The sequence below is a fragment of the Plasticicumulans lactativorans genome, from assembly GCF_004341245.1.
In the GTDB taxonomy this organism is placed as follows: domain Bacteria; phylum Pseudomonadota; class Gammaproteobacteria; order Competibacterales; family Competibacteraceae; genus Plasticicumulans_A; species Plasticicumulans_A lactativorans.
The window spans coordinates 52,603-73,155 of sequence record NZ_SLWY01000007.1 but is presented as its reverse complement, the minus strand read 5'-3'; the positions used below and the strand labels follow the sequence as shown (position 1 = coordinate 73,155).

Annotated in this window: 19 protein-coding genes; 10 read left to right on the top strand and 9 right to left on the bottom strand. The window is 74.3% G+C overall.

Translation table 11 applies throughout. From position 1 onward, the window contains the following. Positions 1-17: 17 nt before the first annotated feature. Complete coding sequence (locus EV699_RS07195; RefSeq protein WP_165904066.1) at positions 18-1,706, bottom strand: sigma 54-interacting transcriptional regulator; 1,689 nt, start codon at positions 1,704-1,706, stop codon at positions 18-20. A 237-nt stretch (positions 1,707-1,943) separates the two neighbouring features. On the opposite strand from EV699_RS07195, the gene EV699_RS07190 reads away from it, so the two are divergent. The 5 genes from EV699_RS07190 to EV699_RS07170 all read left to right on the top strand — a co-directional run bounded on the left by EV699_RS07190 (position 1,944) and on the right by EV699_RS07170 (position 8,084). Next, positions 1,944-2,615 (top strand): hydrolase, encoded by a 672-nt coding sequence (locus EV699_RS07190; protein WP_132540743.1) that lies wholly within the window; start codon positions 1,944-1,946, stop codon positions 2,613-2,615. After that, entirely contained in the window at positions 2,612-3,196 is a 585-nt protein-coding gene (locus tag EV699_RS07185) for an antibiotic biosynthesis monooxygenase (protein WP_132540740.1), read from the top strand. The genes EV699_RS07190 and EV699_RS07185 overlap by 4 nt, the downstream gene beginning before the upstream one ends. A 43-nt stretch (positions 3,197-3,239) precedes the next feature. Next, the gene (locus EV699_RS07180) at positions 3,240-5,090 is read left to right on the top strand and encodes an amidohydrolase (protein WP_132540737.1); all 1,851 of its coding nucleotides are present in this window, start codon (positions 3,240-3,242) and stop codon (positions 5,088-5,090) included. A gap of 11 nt (positions 5,091-5,101) precedes the next feature. After that, entirely contained in the window at positions 5,102-6,706 is a 1,605-nt protein-coding gene (locus EV699_RS07175; protein WP_132540734.1) for an MFS transporter, read from the top strand. A 151-nt stretch (positions 6,707-6,857) separates the two neighbouring features. Then, entirely contained in the window at positions 6,858-8,084 is a 1,227-nt protein-coding gene (locus EV699_RS07170) for an MFS transporter (RefSeq protein WP_132540731.1), read from the top strand. A gap of 3 nt (positions 8,085-8,087) precedes the next feature. Here EV699_RS07170 and glgC read toward each other — a convergent pair whose 3' ends face one another. Both glgC and gpmA read right to left on the bottom strand, forming a co-directional pair. After that, on the bottom strand, positions 8,088-9,353 hold the full coding sequence (gene glgC / locus EV699_RS07165) for a glucose-1-phosphate adenylyltransferase (protein ID WP_132540728.1): 1,266 nt from the start codon (positions 9,351-9,353) through the stop codon (positions 8,088-8,090). 247 nt (positions 9,354-9,600) lie between these two features. After that, positions 9,601-10,350, bottom strand: a complete 750-nt coding sequence (gpmA, locus tag EV699_RS07160; protein ID WP_132540725.1) for a 2,3-diphosphoglycerate-dependent phosphoglycerate mutase — start codon at positions 10,348-10,350, stop codon at positions 9,601-9,603. A gap of 168 nt (positions 10,351-10,518) precedes the next feature. Between gpmA and EV699_RS07155 the strand changes: the two genes are divergently transcribed. Further along, positions 10,519-11,298, top strand: coding sequence for a hypothetical protein (locus EV699_RS07155; RefSeq protein ID WP_132540722.1), 780 nt, complete (start codon positions 10,519-10,521; stop codon positions 11,296-11,298). A gap of 133 nt (positions 11,299-11,431) precedes the next feature. Further along, positions 11,432-12,196, top strand: coding sequence for a sulfite exporter TauE/SafE family protein (locus EV699_RS07150; protein WP_132540719.1), 765 nt, complete (start codon positions 11,432-11,434; stop codon positions 12,194-12,196). 30 nt (positions 12,197-12,226) lie between these two features. Here the strand turns inward: EV699_RS07150 and EV699_RS07145 are convergent, their stop codons facing one another. After that, the gene (locus EV699_RS07145; protein ID WP_132540716.1) at positions 12,227-12,739 is read right to left on the bottom strand and encodes a peroxiredoxin; all 513 of its coding nucleotides are present in this window, start codon (positions 12,737-12,739) and stop codon (positions 12,227-12,229) included. A gap of 115 nt (positions 12,740-12,854) precedes the next feature. Here EV699_RS07145 and EV699_RS07140 point away from each other — a divergent pair, with 115 nt between their 5' ends. Continuing rightward, positions 12,855-13,781, top strand: coding sequence for a hypothetical protein (locus EV699_RS07140; RefSeq protein WP_132540713.1), 927 nt, complete (start codon positions 12,855-12,857; stop codon positions 13,779-13,781). Positions 13,782-13,797: 16 nt separating this feature from the next. Here EV699_RS07140 and EV699_RS07135 read toward each other — a convergent pair whose 3' ends face one another. Continuing rightward, a complete protein-coding gene (locus tag EV699_RS07135) occupies positions 13,798-15,291 on the bottom strand; it encodes an alkaline phosphatase D family protein (protein WP_165904065.1) in 1,494 nt (497 codons plus the stop codon). A gap of 263 nt (positions 15,292-15,554) precedes the next feature. Here EV699_RS07135 and aqpZ point away from each other — a divergent pair, with 263 nt between their 5' ends. Together aqpZ and rnk are read left to right on the top strand one after the other, a co-directional pair. After that, positions 15,555-16,247: an aquaporin Z gene (aqpZ, locus tag EV699_RS07130; protein ID WP_132540707.1), complete on the top strand. Its 693-nt coding sequence runs from the start codon at positions 15,555-15,557 to the stop codon at positions 16,245-16,247. Positions 16,248-16,405: 158 nt separating this feature from the next. Beyond that, positions 16,406-16,819: a nucleoside diphosphate kinase regulator gene (rnk, locus tag EV699_RS07125; protein WP_132540704.1), complete on the top strand. Its 414-nt coding sequence runs from the start codon at positions 16,406-16,408 to the stop codon at positions 16,817-16,819. Positions 16,820-16,838: 19 nt separating this feature from the next. On the opposite strand, the gene EV699_RS07120 is transcribed toward rnk, so the two are convergent. The 4 genes from EV699_RS07120 to EV699_RS07105 form a co-directional block, all read right to left on the bottom strand. Next, positions 16,839-17,690, bottom strand: coding sequence for a dienelactone hydrolase family protein (locus tag EV699_RS07120; RefSeq protein WP_132540701.1), 852 nt, complete (start codon positions 17,688-17,690; stop codon positions 16,839-16,841). 61 nt (positions 17,691-17,751) lie between these two features. Further along, a complete protein-coding gene (locus EV699_RS07115; protein WP_132540698.1) occupies positions 17,752-18,534 on the bottom strand; it encodes an ABC transporter ATP-binding protein in 783 nt (260 codons plus the stop codon). After that, a complete protein-coding gene (locus EV699_RS07110; RefSeq protein ID WP_132540695.1) occupies positions 18,524-19,525 on the bottom strand; it encodes a FecCD family ABC transporter permease in 1,002 nt (333 codons plus the stop codon). Before EV699_RS07110 ends, EV699_RS07115 begins: the two co-directional genes overlap by 11 nt. Positions 19,526-19,568: 43 nt before the next feature. Then, positions 19,569-20,225, bottom strand: coding sequence for a histidinol-phosphatase (locus EV699_RS07105; protein WP_132540692.1), 657 nt, complete (start codon positions 20,223-20,225; stop codon positions 19,569-19,571). Positions 20,226-20,553: the final 328 nt, after the last annotated feature.

The window sequence follows — 20,553 nt, the reverse complement described above, 5'->3', positions numbered from 1 at the left end:
GACGACGGCTGCGTGCCTCAGCCCAGGCCCAGGCGTTTCATCCGCCGCCACAGCGTCGCGCGGCTGATGCCGAGCAGCGCGGCGGCGGCCTCGCGGCGCCCGCCGCTGCGCGCGAGCGCCACGGCGATGCGTTCGCGCTCGGTCTGCGCGGCGCCCGCGCCCGCGCTCGGCGGCGCCGCGGCGGCGGACGCGGCGTCGGCGGCGAAGCGTTCGGGCAGGTCGTCGAGCTCGACGTGCGGGCCGCGCGCGAGCAGCACCGCGCGTTCGAGCACGTTGGCGAGTTCGCGCACGTTGCCCGGCCACGGGTGGGCGAGGAACAGCCGCAGCACCTCGGGGGCGAACCCCTGCAGGTTGCGCCCGAAGCGCGCGCCGAAGTGCGCGAGCAGCGTCTGCGCGAGCAGCAGCACGTCGTTCCCGCGCTCGCGCAGCGCCGGCATGCGGATGCTGACGACGTTGAGCCGGTAGTACAGGTCGGCGCGGAACTGCCCGCGGGCGACGTGCTCGTCGAGGTCGCGGTGCGTGGCGGCGACGATGCGCACGTCCACGCGCCGCTCGCGGTGCTCGCCGAGGCGCACGACCACCCCCTCCTGCAGCACGCGCAGCAGTGCCGCCTGCGCCGAGGCGCTGAGTTCGCCGACCTCGTCGAGGAACAGCGTGCCGCCGCTCGCCGCCTCGAACAGCCCGGCGCGCGCGCCGCTGGCGCCGGTGAACGCGCCCTTGGCGTGGCCGAACAGCTCGGTGGTCTGCAGGCTCTCGGTCAGCGTCGCGCAGTTCAGCGCGATCCACGGCCCCGCGGCGCGCGGCGAGGCGGCGTGGATGCCGCGCGCGAGCAGTTCCTTGCCGGTGCCGCTCTCGCCGGTGATCAGCACCGTCGAGCTGACGCCGGCGACGGCGCGGGCGATGTCCACCGCGCGCGCGAGCGCCGGGCTGCGGCCGATCAGCGCCGCGAACGCCTGTGCGTTCGCCGCCGGGGGCGCGGCGTCGAGCCGCTCGCGCAGTTCGCGGATGGTGCGCCGCTGCGCCTCGACGGTCTGCTCCAGCTCGTGGAACAGGTGGCCGAGGTCGAGGCGGCGGTAATCGTCCGCGCAGCCGGGGAAGTGCTTTTCCATCTCCTCGCGAAAGCCGACGCGGAAGCGGCAGTAGGGGTGGCCCTGGGCGCGGCAGGTGGTCTCGACGGCGACGACCTCGCGGCGCAGCAGGTAGCTGAGGTGCCCGGCCGCGTAGCCGCCGAGCGTCCAGCACACCGGCTCGGCGCTCGGGCCGTGCAGCAGCAGGTGCTGCTCGGCCTCGACCGAATCGTGCCAGCGCGAGCGGATGTCGAGCACGCCGCGCGCCAGGTCGACGTGCGTGCCTTCGGGCTCGGTCTCGATGCGCGCGTGGCCTTTCTTCTGGTGCAGCACGGTGCCGAGGTGCATCTGCTGCTCGACCGGCAGCCCGGGGTGGCACTGGCACAGCGCATGGCCGTCCTGGAAGCCGGCCTGGTAGCCGTAGCGCTTCAGCACGCCGCGTGCGAGTTCGGTTCCGAGCAGGTGGATCAGCTCCTCGCGCAGCTGGCCGAGCGAGCGCGCCGACTGCACCAGCATGCGCCGGCCCTGCAGCAGCAGGCGGCCGTCGTGCTCGCCGAGCGTGAAGTCGCGCAGCAGCGGTTCGATGTCCGCGCGCAGCGCGGTGAAACCGGGGCCGTTCGGGGCGGGGGGTGCGGTCATCGGGTCACGTCGACGGGTGTGGAGCAGGGCGGATGCTTTGTGGCATTTGTCGCATGGCCCTGCAACGTTGAAACAAAAGATGCGACAAGCGCTGCAACACTGGCCGCGCGCCCCCCGGAAGCGGTTCGGTGCAAGGCCCGGTGCCATCGGTACTTGCCGATGCTGGCCCGAACGCTGCACCGGTGGGGGCGCCTCCGGCCGTCGGGTCCGCCGACGGCCGCCAACCGGAGATACGCCATGACCGACCGTACCGCCCTCGAACAGCTCACCCCCGACAACAGCGTGCTGCTGTTCATCGATCACCAGCCGCAGATGGCCTTCGGCGTCGCCAACATCGACCGCCAGACGCTGAAGAACAACGTCGTCGCGCTCGCCAAGTCCGCCCGGGTGTTCGGCGTGCCGACCTTCATCACGACGGTCGAGACCGAGTCCTTCAGCGGCTACACCTGGCCGGAGCTGCTCGACGTCTTCCCCGACGCCGCGCTGCTCGAGCGCTCCAGCATGAACTCGTGGGACGACGCCAAGGTCCGCGACGCCATCAACGGCAGCGGCCGCAGGAAGCTGATCCTCTCCGGCCTGTGGACCGAGGTCTGCATCAACTCGGCGGCGAACTCGGCGATGCTCGACGGCTACGAGGTCTACGTCGTCGCCGACGCCTGCGGCGGCACCAGCAAGGACGCGCACGACTACTCGATGCTGCGGATGATCCAGGCCGGCATCCGCCCGCTGACCTGGCAGCAGACGCTGCTCGAATGGCAGCGCGACTGGGCGCGGCGCGAGCACTACGACGAGGTCATGGCGATCGTCCGCGAGCACAGCGGCGCCTACGGCATGGGCGTCGACTACGCCTACACGCGCGTGCACGGCGCGCCGCAGCGCGGCCAGTGGCACGGCAGCATCCGCACGTGAACGCCGCGCCCGCCGCCGGCGCGGGCTTCCCGCCCGGCCACGTCGAGCACGTCAGCGTCGCGATCCGCCACCGCGTGCGCGCCGGCGCCGAATCCGCCTACGAGCGCTGGCTCGCGCGGATCATGCCGGTCGCCGCGCAGTGGCCCGGGCACCTCGGCGTCAGCGTGATCCGCCCGGGCGTGCGCGGCGCGCCGTACACCGTCGTGGTGCGCTTCGACCGCGCCGCGCACCTCGACGCCTGGCTCGGCTCCGCCGAGCGCGCCGCGCTGATCGACGAGGTGCGCCCGCTGCTCGCCGACGGCACCGACGCGCCCGAGGCCCACTCGGGGCCGGAGTTCTGGTTCACGCCGCCGGGCGCACCGCCGCCGCCGCGCTGGAAGCAGGTGCTGATGACGCTGTCGGTGATCTACCCGCTGACGCTGCTGGTGCCGGCGCTGTGGGCACCGGCGTTCGCGCGCTGGCCCTGGCTCGCCGGCGCCGCCACGTCCAACCTGATGATCGCGCTGACCATCGTCGTGCTCGTGGTCTGCGTGATCATGCCGCCGTACACGCGGCTGCTCGCGGGCTGGCTGTCGCGCTGACGCGGCGGTCGTCCCCGTTCCACCCCCTGCCGGAGCCTTCGCGATGACCGCCGATACCGCCGAGCTGATCCTGCTGAACGGACGCTTCCACACCGTCGACCGCGCGCGGCCCACCGCCGAGGCGGTCGCGATCCGCGCCGGGCGCTTCGTCGCGGTCGGCGACGCGCGCGAGGCCATGGCGCTGCGCGGGCCCGCCACCCGCGTCGTCGACCTCGGCGGCCGCCGCGTGATCCCCGGCCTCAACGACTCGCACCTGCACTTGATCCGCGGCGGCCTCAACTACAACCTCGAACTGCGCTGGGAGGGGCTGCCCTCGCTCGCCGATGCGCTGCACCTGCTGCGCGAGCAGGCGGCGCGCACGCCGGCGCCGCAGTGGGTGCGCGTCGTCGGCGGCTGGACCGAGTTCCAGTTCGCCGAGCGCCGCCTGCCGACGCTCGACGAGCTCAACGCCGCGGCTCCCGACACGCCGGTGTTCGTGCTGCACCTCTACGACCGCGCGCTGCTCAACCGCGCCGCACTGCGCGCCGTCGGCTACACCCGGGACACCCCCGAGCCGCCCGGCGGCAGCATCGAGCGCGACGCCGCCGGCGAGCCGACCGGGCTTCTGCTGGCGCGGCCGAACGCGATGATCCTCTACGCGACGCTCGCCAAGGGGCCGAAGCTGCCCGTCGAGCAGCAGGCGAACTCGACGCGGCACTTCATGCGAGAGCTGAACCGGCTCGGCGTCACCAGCGCGATCGACGCCGGCGGCGGCTTCCAGAACTACCCCGACGACTACGCGGTGATCGACCGGCTCGCCGCCGCCGGCGAACTCACCGTGCGCGTCGCCTACAACCTGTTCACGCAGCGCCCGGGCCAGGAGCTCGACGACTTCACCCACTGGACCGAGACCGTGCCGCTGCGCGGCGGCGACGACTGGTACCGCCACAACGGCGCCGGCGAGATGCTCGCCTTCTCGGCCGCGGACTTCGAGGACTTCGTGATGCCGCGCCCCGACCTGCCGGCGCGCATGGAAGCGGAGCTCGAAGCCGTGGTGCGCCGGCTGGTCGCCGAGCGCTGGCCGTTCCGGCTGCACGCGACCTACGACGAGTCGATCGCGCGCATGCTCGACGTGTTCGAGCGCGTCGACCGCGACATCCCCTTCGCCGGGCTGCCGTGGTTCTTCGACCACGCCGAGACGGTCACCCCGCGCAACCTCGAGCGCATCCGCGCGCTCGGTGGCGGCATCGCGATCCAGCACCGCATGGCGTTCCAGGGCGAGTACTTCGTGCGCCGCTACGGCGCCGAGGCCGCGCGCGCGACACCGCCGGTCGCGCGCATGCTCGAACTCGGCATCCCGGTCGGCGCCGGCACCGACGCCACCCGCGTCGCCAGCTACAACCCGTGGACGGCGCTGTACTGGCTGGCGAGCGGGCGCACGGTCGGCGGGCTCGCGCTCGCCCCGCAGGGTCTGTCGCGCGAGACCGCGCTCGAACTGTGGACGCTCGGCAGCGCCTGGTTCTCGTCGGACCAGGGCAACAAGGGGCAGATCCGCGTCGGCCAGCTCGCCGACCTGGCGGTGCTGTCGGCCGACTACTTCACGGTGCCGGAGGAGGACATCCGCGGCATCGAATCGGTGCTGACCGTGGTCGGCGGGCGCATCGTCCACGCCGCCGACGACTTCGCCCCGCTGGCACCGCCGCCGCTGCCGGTGCTGCCGGAGTGGTCGCCGGTCGCGATCGTCCCCGGCCACCACCGCCCGCTGCCGGCGGCGGCGCTGCCGCATTGCTGCGCCGGCGCCTGCGCGGTCCACGGCCACGCGCACGCACGCGCGCGCCAGGCGCAGGTGCCGGTCGCGGCCAGCGACCTGCACGGCTTCTGGGGCGCGTTCGGCTGTTCGTGCTTCGCCTTCTGATGGCCGCCGCGATGCCCCCCGACCCGCAGGGCGCCGGCGCGCCGGCCGCGAACGCGTGGAGCCCGCTGCGCCACCGCGTGTTCCGCTGGCTGTGGCTCGCCGCGATCGCATCGAACATCGGCACCTGGATGCACGAGGTCGGCGCCGGCTGGCTGATGACGACGCTGTCGCCGAGCCCGCTGCTGGTGTCGCTGGTACAGGCCGCGGGCGCGGCGCCGATGTTCGCGCTGGCGCTGCCGGCCGGGGCGCTGTCCGACATCGTCGACCGCCGGCGCTTCCTGATCGGCGTGCAGGTGTGGATGGCCGTGGTCGCCGCCGCGCTCGCCGCGGCGACCTACCTCGGCCTGATGACGCCGGTGCTGCTGCTCGTGCTGACCGCCGCGCTCGGCGCCGGCGCGGCGCTGATGGCGCCGGCCTGGGCGGCGCTGACGCCGGAGCTGGTGCCGAAGCCCGAGCTGCAGGCGGCGGTCGCGCTGTCGAGCGTCGGCATCAACGTCGCCCGCGCGGTCGGCCCGGCGCTCGCCGGGCTGATCGTCAGCACCGTCGGCCCGTGGGCGACCTTCGCGCTGAACGCGGTCTCCTTCGCCGGCGTCATCGGTGTGCTCGCCGGCTGGCGGCGCGCCGAGGTCGTGCAGACGCTGCCGTCCGAGCGCTTCTTCGGCGCGCTGCGCGCCGGCTGGCGCTACGCGCGCAGCGCACCGGCGCTGCACGCGGTGCTGGCGCGCGCGCTCGCGTTCTTCGTCTTCGCGAGCGCCGGACTCGGCCTGCTGCCGCTCCTGGTGCGCCGGCTGCCCGACGGCGGCGCGTCGGTCTACGGCGCGCTGCTCGCCTGCGTCGGCCTCGGCGCGGTCGGCGGCGCCTTCGTGCTGCCGCGGCTGCGCGAGCGCGCCTCGGCCGACCGCCTGATCGCCGTGGCGAGCGCGCTGTACGCCGGCGTGCTGGTCGCGCTCGCGCTGCTGCCTTCGGTGTGGCTGCTGGTGCCGGTGATGCTGGCGAGCGGCGCGGCGTGGATCGCGGTGCTGTCGTCATTCCAGGTCGCCGCGCAGAGCGTCGCACCGCCGTGGGTGCGGGCGCGGGCGCTGGCCGTCTACATGCTCGCGTTCAACGGCGCGATGGCCGCCGGCGCGGCGACCTGGGGCGTGGTCGCCACGCAGGCCTCGCCGACCGTCGCGCTGCTCGCGGCGGCGGCGGGGCTCGCGCTCGGCATCCCGCTGACCGCGCGCTTCCGGCTCGCCTGCGCCGGGGCCGAGGACCTGTCGCCGTCGCTGCACTGGCCGGCGCCGCTCGCCAGCACGGAGATCGAGCACGACCGCGGGCCGGTGCTGGTGACCGTCGAGTACACGATCGCGCCGGCGCAGGCCGGGGCATTCGTCGCCGCGATGCAGGCGGTCGCGCGCATGCGCCGGCGCAACGGCGCGGTGAGCTGGGGCCTGTTCCAGGACACCGACGTGCCGACGCGCTGGATCGAGTTCTTCGTCGACGAGTCCTGGGTCGAACACCTGCGCCACCACGGCCGCGTCACCCGCAGCGACGCGGTGACCGAAGCCCGCGTGCGCGCGCTGCACAGCGGCCCGCAGCGCCCGCTGATCCGCCACCACGTCGGCCCGCCCGCCTAGCCCTTCCCCCGCCGGGGGAAGGGTGGGGATGAGGGGGCTTTTCGACTCCGGCGGCCGGTGACGGGAAGGCACCCTCACGCCGGCTCCTCTCCCCGCGACGCCCGGAACGCCTACACTGCGTGTCCGCTAACCGCACCGGACCCGCCCGCGCATGAGCACCGCCGACGCCCTGCCGCTACGCCATCACCCCGCCTTCCGCCGTTTCTGGCTCGCCCGCGTGGCGACGGCGATGGCCTACCAGATGACCGGCGTGGCGGTGGGCTGGCAGGTCTACGAGCGCACCGGCAGCGCGCTCGCGCTCGGGCTGATCGGGCTCGCGCAGTTCCTGCCGGCGCTGCTGCTGGTGCTGGTGACCGGGCAGGTCGCCGACCGCTTCGACCGCCGGCGCATCGCCCGCACCTGCCAGTGGGTGCAGTGCGTGGCGGCGCTGCTGCTCGCCAGCGGCAGCGCCGGCGGCTGGCTGCCGGTGGCCGGCATCTACGCGCTGATCGTGCTGATCGGCGCGGCGCGCGCCTTCGAGATGCCGACCATGCAGGCGCTGCTGCCGGCGCTGGTGCCGGCGGGCTGGCTCGGTCGCGCGGTCGCGGCGAGCGCCGCGGCGATGCAGACCGCGATCATCCTCGGCCCCGCGCTCGGCGGCGTGATCTACGTCGCCGGCCCGGCGGTGGTCTACACCTGCGCTGCCGCCGGCTTCCTGGTCGCCAGCCTGCTGGTGCAGGGGGTGCGCTACGAGACGCCACCGCAGCGCGTCAGGGAGCCGCTCGGGCTCGCCTCGCTGTTCGCCGGCATCGCCTACATCCGCAGCCGGCCGGTGGTGCTCGGCGCGATCTCGCTCGACCTGTTCGCGGTGCTGCTCGGCGGCGCCACCGCGCTGCTGCCGATCTACGCCCGCGACATCCTGCACGCCGGCCCGTGGGCGCTCGGGCTGCTGCGCTCGGCGCCGGCGGCCGGGGCGATCGTGTTGTCGGTGCTGCTCGCCTACGTGCCGCTGCAGCGCCACGTCGGGCGCATCATGTTCGCCAGCGTCGCGCTGTTCGGCGTCGCGACCATCGTCTTCGCGCTGTCGAGTTCGATCCCGCTGTCGCTGGGGGCGCTGTTCGTGCTCGGCGCCGCCGACATGATCAGCGTGGTGATCCGCGGCGCGCTGGTGCAGCTCGAAACCCCCGACGCGATGCGCGGGCGCGTCAGCGCCGTCAACTCGGTGTTCATCGGCGCCTCGAACCAGCTCGGCGAGTTCGAGTCGGGCCTCACCGCGGCGTGGTTCGGCGTGGTGCCGGCGGCGCTGCTCGGCGGCGTCGGCACCCTGCTGGTGGTGGCGCTGTGGATGCGCTGGTTCCCCGCGCTGCGGCAGCGCGACCGCCTCACCGCGGCGGGGTGAGCATCAGCCGCCGAGGTTCTCCAGCATCTCGCGCGTGACCAGGGTCACGCCGCTGTCGGTGCGGTGGAACAGGCGCCGGTCGGCCTCGGCGTCGACGCCGATCGCGAGCCCGTCGGGCACCCGGCAGCCCTCGTCGATGATCGCGCGCACGATGCGGCAGCCGCGGCCGACGTGGGCGTCGGGCAGCAGCAGCGACTGCTCGATGGTGCTGCCCGGCTCGACCCGCGCGCGGGTGAACAGCACCGAGCGGCGCACCGCCGCGCCGGCGACCACGCAGCCGCCGCTGACCAGCGAATCGGCCGCCACGCCGCTGCCGTCGGCGCCGCCGAGGATGAACTTGGCCGGCGGCGACGGCTCGAAGCGCGTCCAGATCGGCCAGCGGTCGTCGTAGAGGTTGAGTTCGGGCACCACCTCGGTCAGCTCCAGGTTGGCGCGCCAGAAGGCGTCGACGGTGCCGACGTCGCGCCAGTAGCCCTGCTTGCCGGGCTCGTAGAGGTCGCGGAAGGGGTAGGCGCACACCCGCGCGGCGCCGATCGCCGCCGGGATCACGTCGCGGCCGAAGTCGTGCGTGGAGTTGTCGGTGCCGGCGTCGCGGTACAGCCAGTCGAGCAGGAACAGCGCGTTGAACACGTAGATGCCCATGCTCGCCAGGGCGACGTCGGGGCGCCCGGGGATCGGCTGCGGTGCCGCGGGCTTCTCGGTGAAGGCGGTGATGCGCGTATCGGGCTCGATCGCCATCACGCCGAACTCGCGCGCCTCCTCCAGCGGCACCTCCAGGCAGCCCACGGTGACCTCGGCGCCGCTCTCGACGTGGTGCGCGAGCATCGCGCCGTAGTCCATCTTGTAGATGTGGTCGCCGGCGAGGATCAGCACGTAGGCCGGCTGGTGGGTGCGGATGAAGTCGAGGTTCTGGTACACCGCGTCGGCGGTGCCGGCGTACCACGAGCTCAGCTCCGAGCGCTGCTCGGCCGGCAGCAGCTCGACGAACTCCCCGAACGGCCCGCGCATGAAGCTCCAGCCCTGCTGCAGGTGCTGCAGCAGCGACAGGCTCTTGTACTGCGTCAGCACGCCGATGCGGCGGATGCCGCTGTTGACGCAGTTCGACAGCGCGAAGTCGATGATGCGGAACTTGCCACCGAAGGGCACGGCGGGCTTGGAACGGCCGCTGGTCAGCTGGCGCAGCCGCGAACCGCGCCCGCCGGCCATCACCAGCGCCACCGTGTCGCGCGTCAGTCGGGTCACCACGCGGGGATCGGAAAACACGTTCATGCACACACTCCGGACGGGGTTCGGGAAACCGTGACGCCCGCCGCCGCGCCGGCGCCCGGGCGGAGCGGGCTTTCCCCCGACTCTGCCGCCGCCGCCGCGCAAAGGAAAGCGCCGCGCGCGGCGCCGCCGCATCGCGAAAACGCTTGCGTGGTATGAACTTGCAGCCCGGCGGCCAGGGCGCGCGCAGCCTCGCCGGGGCCGGTCGCGCGGACCCGCCGGCCCCCGACCGCCGGGGCGGAGCCGGCGCTCAGCCGGTCGCCTTGCCCTGGTTGGCCACCGCCTGCATCGAGGCGCGGATCGCCTCGTCGTCGGCCAGGTAGTAGTGGCGGATCGGCATCAGGTCGGCGTCGAGCTCGTACACCAGCGGCTGGCCGGTGGGGATGTTGAGCTCGACGATGTCGGCGTCGGAGATGTCGTCGAGGTACTTCACCAGCGCGCGCAGGCTGTTGCCGTGGGCGGCGATGATCACCCGCTGGCCGCTCCTCACCGCCGGCGCGATGGTCCCGTGCCAGTACGGCAGGAAGCGCGCGACGGTGTCCTTCAGGCACTCGGTGCGCGGGAAGCTGCCGGGGGCGAGGTCGGCGTAGCGCGGGTCGTCGGCCTCGATGCGCGGGTCGCCGTCGGCCAGCGGCGGCGGCGGCACGTCGTAGGCGCGGCGCCAGATCTTCACCTGCGCCTCGCCGAACTCGGCCGCCGTCTGCGCCTTGTTCAGGCCCTGCAGCGCGCCGTAGTGGCGCTCGTTGAGCCGCCACGCGTGATGCACCGGGAGCCACATCCGGTCCATCTCCTCGAGCGCCGTCCACAGCGTCTTGATCGCGCGCCGCAGCACCGAGGTGTAGGCGACGTCGAAGTCGTAGCCCTCGCGTTTCAGCAACTGGCCGGCGGCGCGCGCCTCGGCCAGGCCCTTCTCGGTCAGGCCGACGTCGGTCCAGCCGGTGAAGCGGTTCTCCTGGTTCCAGACCGATTCGCCATGGCGCAGCAGGACGAGCTTGTACATGGGAGCGGTACCTCCGGATCTGCAGACGGGTTCAGCGGGAAAGCGGTGCGCCAGCAGGCGCCGTACGGCCCAGCGTAACGCAGGCCGCCGGATGCCGGGATTGTTACCCTGTGCCCGCCCACCCACGGGCTCCACCGAGGAACCGCCGGCATGCCGCGCACAACAACAATGACAATCCTCGCCGCCACCGGCGCCCTGATGCTGTCACAGGCCCCCGCCCACGCCGGGCCCGTCCAGCTGCTGAGCCAGCATCGCTACGTGTCGGTGACCGGCACCGCCAGCATCCTCGACTTCGGCCACGGCGAACTCATCAGCGATACCGGCCACGACGCCTACAGCGCAGCGGCCGGCGACTTCGGCCCGTTCGACGCCGCGGCGATCGTCAGCGCCTTCGGCGTCAGCGGCTACGAGGCGAACGCGAGCGGCAGCGGGGCGGCCGCGCAGACCTCGTCGCTGGACGGCGGCGCCTTCGGCTTCACCGCCGCCACCGAGATGTACGCGGCGGGGTCGTCGGGCGTGCCGGGGCGCGGCAGCGTGACGGCGCTCGCCACCACCGGCTTCGAGGTGGGCTTCAGCATCGCCGCGCCGTCGCGGTGGCGGCTCGAGATGAGCAGCGCGGTGCCGGACTCGAACAGCCAGTTCAGCTTCCGCCTCGCCGACGTCGCCGGCACGGTGATCTGGGACCAGACCTATCTCTACGACCCCGTCCTGGGGACGCAGTACGACTACGTGACGCTGCTCGACCTGGCGGCGGGCGAGTACGCGCTGACGGCCTACCTGAGCAGCTACGCGTCGTTCGACGGCGATGTGGCGTACTCCGGGCAGGGCCGGGCCGGCTTCGCGCTGGCGCCGCTGGTCGAGCTGCCCGAGCCGCACGCGGCGGCGCTGCTGGCGCTCGGGCTGGCAGGGCTGCAGCGCCTGCGCGTCGCCCGGGCGACGCCGGCGTAGGCCGGGCGGGCGGCGGCACGGGGCGCGGCCACCTGCGCGTTCAGCGGTCGCTGCCCCGTGCCGGTGCAGGCTCGACTATGCTGCGGGACTCGCCGGCACATCGACGCCGGTATAGCGGGGCGCAGGGGCTGCGATGATCGATTCGACCGTGTTCTACCTCGCCGCCATCCCGGCGGTGCTGATCGTCGGGATCTCCAAGGGCGGGTTCGGCGGCGGGCTGGGGGTGGTGGCGGTGCCGCTGCTGACGCTGGTGGTGTCGCCGGTGCAGGCCGCGGCGGTGATGCTGCCGGTGCTGTGCGTGATGGACCTGGCGAGCGTGTGGGCCTTCCGCAAGGTGCGGCCGGGCCGGCAGCTGCCGGTGCTGCTGGGCGGCGCCACGCTCGGCATGCTGGCCGGGGCGCTGATGTGGCGCTCGATCGACGTCGCCTGGGTCAAGCTGCTGATCGGTGTCGAGGCGCTGGCCTTCACCGTCCACCACGTGTGGCGTACCCGCGGCGGCCCGCTGGCGCCGCGGCCGGCCGATCCGCGGCGCGCGGTGCTGTGGGGCAGCGTGTCGGGCTTCACCAGCTTCCTCGCCCACGCCGGCGGGCCGCCGCTCGCGGCCTACCTGCTGCCGCAGCGCCTGCCGCGCGCCGAGTTCGTCGGCATCACGGTGTTCTTCTTCACCGCGGTCAACTACGCCAAGATCCTGCCCTACGCGTGGCTCGGCCAGTTCGACAGCACCAACCTCGCCACCTCGCTGATCCTGATCCCGCTCGCGCTGATCGGCGTGCGCCTGGGCGTGGTGCTGCACAAGCGCCTGCCGGAAGGGCCGTTCTACGTCGTCTGCTACGTCGGCCTCGCCGTCTCCGGCGTCAAGCTGCTGTGGGATGCCGCGCTGGAGCTCGCTGCACGCTGAGGCCGGCGCGGCGGGCGCCCGGGGGCGGGTTCAGCCGGCGGCGAGCTGGGCGAGCAGGGTCTCGACGTCGCTGACCTCGTACTTGCCCGGGGCTTCGAGGTTGAGGATGCGCACCACGCCGTCCTCGACCAGCATCGAGAAGCGCCGGCAGCGCACGCCCATGCCCTTGGCGGTGAGGTCGAGCTCCAGGCCGAGCGCCCGGGCGTACTCGGCGCTGCCGTCGGCCATCATGCGCAGCTTGCCGGTGGCCTTGAGGTCGCGGCCCCAGGCCCCCATGACGAAGGCGTCGTTGACCGACAGGCACCAGATCTCGTCGACGCCGGCGGCCTTCAGTTCGTCGTAGCGGGCGAGGTAGCCGGGCGCGTGCTGGGCCGAGCAGGTCGGCGTGAAGGCGCCGGGCAGGCCGAAGATGACGATGCGCCGGCCGCGCACCAGCTCCTCGACCTTGAACGTGTTGGGGCCGAGGGCACAGCCTTCGCGGGCATTGTCGACGAATTCGCTCAGGGTGCCGTTGGGCAGGCGGTCTCCGACTTGGATGGTCATGGGTGTGGTCCTCGATACTGGCGTGGGCCAGGCAGGTGCGGCCGGATGGTCGCGTGGTTGGCGGTGATCTCGCTGCGCGCAGCGGCGCGCGGGCGATGCGGAGGGTAGCAGGCTCATGCGCGACAACGTGTGTTTCGACGGGGTATACCAGCAGATCCACATCGATGCCGCGCGCAACGCCACCGACGACTTCAACCCCTTCCACGACCCGCGCAAGTGCGGGCGCATCGCCGGCAACCCCTTCGGCGGGCCGCTGGTGCTGGGCTTCCAGCTCGAAGCGCTGCTCGAACACCTGCTGGCCCGGCTGGCGCCGGCGCCGGCCGACGCCGAACGGCTGCCGTGGACCAACTACGAGCTGACCTTCGCCGGGGCGCTGCTGCCGGGCGAGCCGTTCTCCGCCGAGGTGCGCAGCGGCACGCGGCGCGAGGCGCCGGAGCTGCAGATCGCCCACCGCGTGCTGATCCGCAAGCCCGGCGCCGCGGTGCTGCTCGGCTGGGTGCGCCACAGTGGCGCGCCGCTGTTCGAGGCCGGGCTCGCCTGCGGCGCCTTCGCCGCGCCGCTGCGCGCGGCGCCCGATCGCAGCCAGCACGGCGACTGGTACCTGAAGCGCAAGTTCGCGAGCACCGGGCACGCGAAGAACTTCCTCGCCGGCGCGCTGGCCGACCAGGCCGACTGGTTCGACGAACTCGAAGGGCGCGTGCGCTTCCCGCAGATGTTCCCGGCGGCGCTGCTGTCCTGCGCGCTGCTGGAGCAGGCGCGCGGCGCCGGGCACGACTTCTACGCCGCGCCGCTGGTGTACACCGCGCACCGCATCAGCGTGCACGCGCCGACGGCGCTCGCGCTGCGCAGCAACGACGCGCTGCACCTGCTGGTGCGCGGCCCCGAGCCGCTCGCCGGCGGCGGCGGGCTCGGCCTCACGGTCGAACAACTGCGCTACGTCGGGCTGGTGCACATGGGCGCCGACGATCGCCTGCTCGCCCGCGCCGAGGTGCTGCTGGCGCCGCTGGCGGCGATCACCGGCGCCCGCGCCGCCGCCCGCTGAGGCGCCGGCACGGCGCTCAGGCGGGGTCGAGGGACCGGCGGAACAGCACGCGGTCGTCGACGTCGCGCAGGGCGACGGCGAGCGTGCGCGTCGCGGCATCGATGTCGAGCTCGCCGAAGCACTGCAGGCCGGCGCACGGCCAGGCGTTCGGGGCCTCCGGCACCTTCTGGAACGCCACCCGCGGGTCGGAGGCGGCGTCGAGCGGACCGGAGACGAACGCCCGGAACGGGTCGACGTCGGTGAACGCCGCGCACGCCGGGGCGTACCGGTGGGCGGCGGTGGCGTGCACGCCGGTGTTCAGCCAGACCACGTTCTGCACCCCGGCGGCGCACAGGCCGCGCAGCAGCCCGGCGAGCGCCGGCGCGTCGTCGTCGGCCATCGCCAGGCTGCTCGGCCCGGCGAGGGCGACGAGCTTCCAGGTCGCGCGCGAGTGGCGCAGGCCGTCGAGCAGCCAGCCGAGCTGCGGACGGCCGCGGAAGGCGCCGGCCGCGTCGGCTGCGGGCGGGCGGCGGTGCGGGTCCGGGCCGTGGTGGCGGCGCGGGTCGACGACGAACAGGTCGAGCAGCGGGCCGTAGGGCAGGTGCCGGTACACGCGGCTCGCCACCTCGTCGTACAGGCGCCGCAGCGGCGCGTATTCGAGGAAGGCCCGGGCGGCGGGGAGCGGCACGCGCGGTTCGGCGTCGTGCGGGTCGACCTCCAGGCGCCCGGCGTCCGCGCTGGCGTTGACAGGCCCGCGGTCGTCCCACAGCCATACCTGCGCCACCTCGGCGTTGAAGCGGCGCAGCGCGGCGTCCTGCAGCCTGTCGCGGTAACGGCCGCGGAACGCGTCGAGCGCCGCGTCGGCCCCGGCGACCTCCGGGGTGGCGCGCTTGCGCCAGACACGGCCGTGCTCGACGAGCTGCCCGGCCGGCAGCGGGCCGTCGGCGTGCACCGCGCCGCCGCAGTGGATGAAGAGGTCCGGCCGGCGCCGGCGCATGGTGTCGTAGAGGCGCATGCCGCCCCGTTCGGGATCGACGTCGCAGCCCTGCCCGGCGGGGTCGCCCGACCACAGCAGGCGCAGCGGGCGCGGCCCCCGCGATGCGGTGCGCAGGCGCCCGCCGACGGCGTCGCCCGGCGTGCGGGCGTGGTCGAGGCGCTCGAAGCGCACCCGCACGAACAGCTCGGCATCGGCCGGCAGGCCGGTGAGGTCGACGCGCGCGGTGTAGTCGCCGCTCTCCAGCGCGCAGGGGCCGAGCACGCGGCGGGCGTCGCGGAAGTCCTCGCGGGTGGCGTACTCGACCAGCATCCGCGCCGGGCGGTCGCAACGGCTCCAGACGATCGCGCGGCCGGGGGTGACGTCGCCGAACTGCAGCCCGTGGGTGACCTGCGGGCGCGCGCGCTCCGGCACGACCAGCGCGGGAGCGGGCTGCGCGCGGGCCGGGCCTCCTGCCCAGGGCGCAGCGGTGGCGTCGAGCCGCAGGGCGGAGCCGTGCAGGACGTTCCGGCGCGGGTGGTCGTGGGGGTCGGGCATGGCGGCGGGCTCCGGCATTCGGCTGGCCGCGTCAGGCTAGGCCGCGACGGTGACGGGGGCGTGACGGGCGCCGCCGGGGCGCGTCATCGGCCCGCGCTTGCGGCCGCCGCGCCGCGCCTCCTAGTCTTGACGGGCGGTCCGGTCCGGGGGGAACCGGGCCTGCGTCATCACGCGCCATCGCCGAGAGCCGTTTCGGCGGGATGCTGCGACCTCCGGGGTCCCGGTCGCGGGCCCCGAAACCTTTTGTCATGGGGAGATGGATCATGAATCTGGGCAAGCGTTTGGGCGCCGAGTTCATCGGCACGTTCTGGCTGGTGCTGGGCGGCTGCGGCAGCGCCGTGCTGGCTGCGCTGTTCCCGCAGGTCGGCATCGGCCTGCTCGGCGTGTCGCTGGCCTTCGGCCTGACGGTGCTGACGATGGCCTTCGCCATCGGCCACATCTCGGGCTGCCACCTGAACCCGGCGGTGACCGCCGGGCTGGTGGCCGGCGGCCGGCACCCGGCCGGCGAGCTGCTGCCGTACTGGGTCGCGCAGGTGCTGGGGGCGACCGCCGCGGCGGCCGTGCTCTACCTGATCGCCACCGGCAAGGCCGACGCGAAGCTCGGCGGCTTCGCGGCGAACGGCTACGGCGAGCTGTCGATCGGCAAGTACAGCCTGACCGCCGGCTTCGTCTGCGAGGTGGTGATGACCGCGGTGTTCCTGTTCGTGATCATGGGCGCGACCGACCGCCGCGCCCCGGCCGGCTTCGCGCCGATCGCGATCGGCCTGTGCCTGACGCTGATCCACCTGATCAGCATCCCGGTCACCCAGACCTCGGTGAACCCGGCGCGCTCGACCTCGCAGGCGCTGTTCGCCGGCGGTGCCTACCTGTCGCAGCTGTGGCTGTTCTGGGTGGCGCCGCTCCTCGGCGGCGTCATCGGCGCGATCGTCTACAAGACCGTCGCCAGCGAGGACTGAGCGCGCCTGTTGCCGCCGCGCCGCAGCGGGTGCCCGAACCCCCGGCGCGGCGCTAGACTGCGCTTTCCACGAGCGGGCCGCCTGGCCCGCGCGACAGCGACATACCGCCAGCCCCGGCGTTCCGCGCCGGGGCTGTACTTTTTTGAGGAGGACACGCCATGGAACCCACCGTACCGATCACCATCACCCGCCTCGACGCCGAGCGCATCGACGCGCTGCTCGACAGCCGCGAGTTCCGCGACGCACCCGGCGCCGCCGCGCTGCGCGCCGAGCTCGATCGCGCCGAGATCGTCGAGTCGCACGCGCTGCCGGCTGGCGTGGTGACGATGAACTCGACGCTGCGCGCGCTCGACGAGACCACCGGCCGCCAGCTCGAACTGACCCTGGTCTACCCGCGCGACAGCGACATCACGGCCGGCCGGGTGTCGGTGCTGGCGCCGGCCGGCAGCGCGCTGCTCGGGCTCGGCGTCGGCCAGGCGATCGAATGGGAGGTGCCGGGCGGGCCGCGGCTCGCGCTGCGGGTCACCGAGGTGCTGAGCCAGCCCGGGGCCGCGGGCGCGCAGCCGCGCTGAGGCGGCCCCGGCGGCGGGCTCAGACGGCGAGGCCGTGGGCGGCGAACCAGGCGAGCAGGCGCTTCCAGCCGTCCTCGGCGGCAGCCTGCTGGTAGCTCGGCCGGTAGTCGGCGTGGAAGGCGTGCGAGGCGCCGGGGTAGACGACGAACGCCGAGCCGCTGCGGCCCTGCGCCAGCGCCGCCTTCATGCGCTCGATGCTGTCCTGCGGGATGCCCTGGTCGGCCTCGCCGTAGAGCCCGAGCACCGGTACCGTCAGCGTGGACGCGAGTTGCAGCGGCTGCTGCGGCGTGTTCGCACTGCTCGCGCCTTCGAGCCGCCCGTACCAGGCCACGGCGGCCTGCAGCCGCGGGTTGTGCGCCGCGTACAGCCAGGCGATGCGCCCGCCCCAGCAGAAGCCGGTGATGCCGGCGCGGCCCGCATCGGCGAACTTCTGCGTGCCGGCCCAGGCGAGGCAGGCGTCGAGGTCGGCGAGCACCTGCGCATCGGGCACCCGGGCGACCACGTCCTTGAGGATGGTCTGGACGTCGGCGATCTGGCTCACGTCGCCCTGGCGGAAGTAGAGCTCGGGGGCGATCGCCGCGTAGCCGGCGCGGGCGAGCCGCCGGCAGACGTCGCGGATGTACTCGTGCACGCCGAAGATCTCCTGCACCACCAGGATCAGCGGGCAGTCGCCGCGCCCGGCCGGGCGCGCGTGGTAGACCGGCAGCTCGCCGCTGGCGACGGCGATCCGGGCGGTGCCGGTGTCGAGCCCGTCGGCGGGGGTGAGGATGGTCTCGGCGGCGATCGGCTGCACCGCGAGCGCGAAGCCGCTGGCGGCCAGGGCGGTGACGAAGGCGCGGCGGGTGAGGCCGCCGTGGGAGGTGTCGGTCATCGGTCGGTTCTCCTCGGGATGGGTGCAACCGTGGCAGAGACCGTGCACGGCGGCGCTGCGTTCAACGCGGCGTGAACACCGGCCCGGCCGGACCGTCGAGGCGCGCCAGCGGGTGGCCGTAGAGCCGGCTCGCGCGCGCCGCGGTGAGCACCTCGGCGCAGGCGCCGGCGAGCGCCTCGCCGGCGCCGAACAGCAGCAGCGCGCGGTCGCAGAAGCGCGCGGCGAGCGTGGGGTCGTGGCTCACCATCACCCACGCCCGGCCCTCGGCCTGCAGGCGCGCGGCGAGGCGCCCGAGCAGGCCGATCTGGTGGGCGATGTCGAGGTGGTTGGTGGGCTCGTCGAGCAGCAGCACCGCGGGCGCCTGCGCGAGCAGGGTGGCGAGGCCGAGCCGGCGCCGCTCGCCGCCCGACAGCGAGGCGACGCTGCGCGTCTCGAACCCGGCCAGGCCGGCCTCGGCGAGCGCGGCGCGGGCCGCGGCGAGGTCGGCCGTGCTCTCCCAGCCCCAGCGGCCGAGGTGCGGGTGGCGGCCGATCAGCGCGGTTTCGAGCACGCGTGCCGGGAAGGCGTCCTCGTGGTCCTGCGCGAGCAGCCCCAGGTGCTGCGCGCGCGCCCGCCGCGACAGTCGCTGCAGCGGCGCGCCGGCGAGGTGCACCGTACCGGCGGCGGGCGCGCGCAGCCCGGCCAGCGTGTGCAGCAGCGTGGTCTTGCCGACGCCGTTGCCGCCGAGCACGGCCCAGCGCTCGCCCGGGCGCACCGCGAAGTCGAGCGCCTCGCACACGCGCTTGCCGGCGACCGTCACCGTCAGCCCGCGCACCTCCAGCAGCGCGCCGGCCTCAGTCATCATCGCGCCGCGAACCGTGCAGCAGGTAGAGGAACAGCGGCACGCCGAGCAGCGCGGTGATCGCCCCGACCGGCAACTGCTGCGGCGCGATCAGGCTGCGCGCGAGGGTGTCGGCCACGGTCAGCAGGGTGCCGCCGGCGAGCACGCAACCGGGCAGCAGCAGGCGGTGGTCGGCGCCGAGCGCCAGGCGCAGCAGGTGCGGGATCACCAGCCCGACGAAGCCGACGCTGCCGGCGAGCGTCACCGCCGCGCCGGCGAGCAGCGAGGCGAGCGCGTACACCGCCAGGCGCAGCGGGCGCACCGCCACGCCGAGGCTCGCCGCGGTGAGCTCGCCGTGGGCGAGCACGTTGAGCGCGCGGGCGAGCGGCAGGCTGGCGGCGAGGCCGAGCGCCAGCGCGACGAGCCCGCCGCCGGGCGCGGGGGCCGCGGCGAGATCGCCCATCAGCCAGAACAGCATGCCGCGCAACTGGCGGTCGGGGGCGAGCGCGAGCAGCAGGGTGATCAGCGCGCCCCAGCCGGCGGCGACGATCACGCCGGTCAGCAGCAGGCGCAGCGGCGTCCATGCGCCGCGCCCGTGGGCGAGGCCGAACACCAGCAGCATCGAGGCGAGCGCACCGGCGCCGGCGCCGGCGTTGATCCACAGCCCGCCGACGCCGAGCAGCATCAGCGACAGCGCCCCGGCGGCGGCACCGCCGGACACCCCGAGCACGTAGGGGTCGGCGAGCGGGTTGCGCAGCAGCACCTGCATCAGCGCCCCGGCGAGCGCGAGCAGGCCGCCGGTGGCGAAGGCCGCCACCGCGCGCGGCAGGCGCAGCTCCCAGATCACCCCGGCGGCGAGCCCCGGCGCTCCGCGCAGGCCGTTCCACAGTTCGGCCGGGCCGAGCGCGACGCTGCCCTGGGCGAGCGCGAAGACGAGGCTCGCGAGCGCCAGCGCGGCGAGCGCGAGCAGCACCCGCAGCGGGCGTGGTGCGGTGGGACGGGGGTGGGTCGGCATGCGGGCGCGAGGGCCGCCACCGCGCGCGCGGCGCGCCGGCGGCTCAGTCGCGCAGGCTCAACTGCGGCCAGCCGCGGGCCTGGGCGTGCTCGGCGAGCACCGGGTCGGGGTCGACCGCGACCGGGTGGTCGACCCGCGACAGCAGCGGGATGTCGTTGCGCGAATCGCTGTAGAACCAGCTGCCGGCGAGATCGTGACCGGTTTCCTCGAGCCAGGCGTCGAGGCGCAGCACCTTGCCCTCGGCGAAGCAGGGGATGCCGGTGGGCTGGCCGGTGTAGCGCCCGTCGGTGAACTCGGGCTCGGTGGCGAGCAGGTTGGGGATGCCGAACAGCTCGGCGATGGGTTCGGTGACGAAGCGGTTGGTGGCGGTGATGATCAGCAGCGTGTCGCCCGCCGCGCGGTGGCGTTCGACCAGTTCCCGCGCCTTCGGCAGCAGCAGCGGGCGGATGCGCGTGGCGACGAACTGCAGGCGCCAGTTGTGCAGCCGTTCGAGCGGGTGCGCGGCCAGCGGCGACATGGCGAAGCGCAGGTAGGCATCGATGTCGAGCGTGCCGGCACGGTACTGCAGGTGAAACGCGCGGTTGGTGCGCACGAAGCGCTCGCCGTCCACCGCGCCGACGCTGGCGAGGTAGCGCCCCCACAGCTGGTCGCTGTCGCCGCCGATCAGGGTTTCGTCGAGGTCGAAGATCGCCAGACTCACCGCAGCCTCCTCAACCATCGCCGGCCCGGTGCCGGCGCGGGGCGGCAGGGTATCGGATGCCCCGGTGCATCCGCAATCGGCAGCCGCGTGCCGCAGCGGCGCGCTGCAGTGCACCATTTTCGTCTGCAGCAGGCCGCCGCGGGCACGAATGCCGGCGAAGGCCCGCCGCGGGCACTTTTCCGCTTCCGCGCCGGGCTGCGCCGGGACGCCGCCGGCGCACCGGCAGGGGCCGTGGTGGTGCGGCACGGGCGCGTTGTCGGGGGGCTTGCGCCGAGTTGGCGCAGGTCTACTCTTTGTGAAAGAATGCAACGCAACGCATATCGACGGG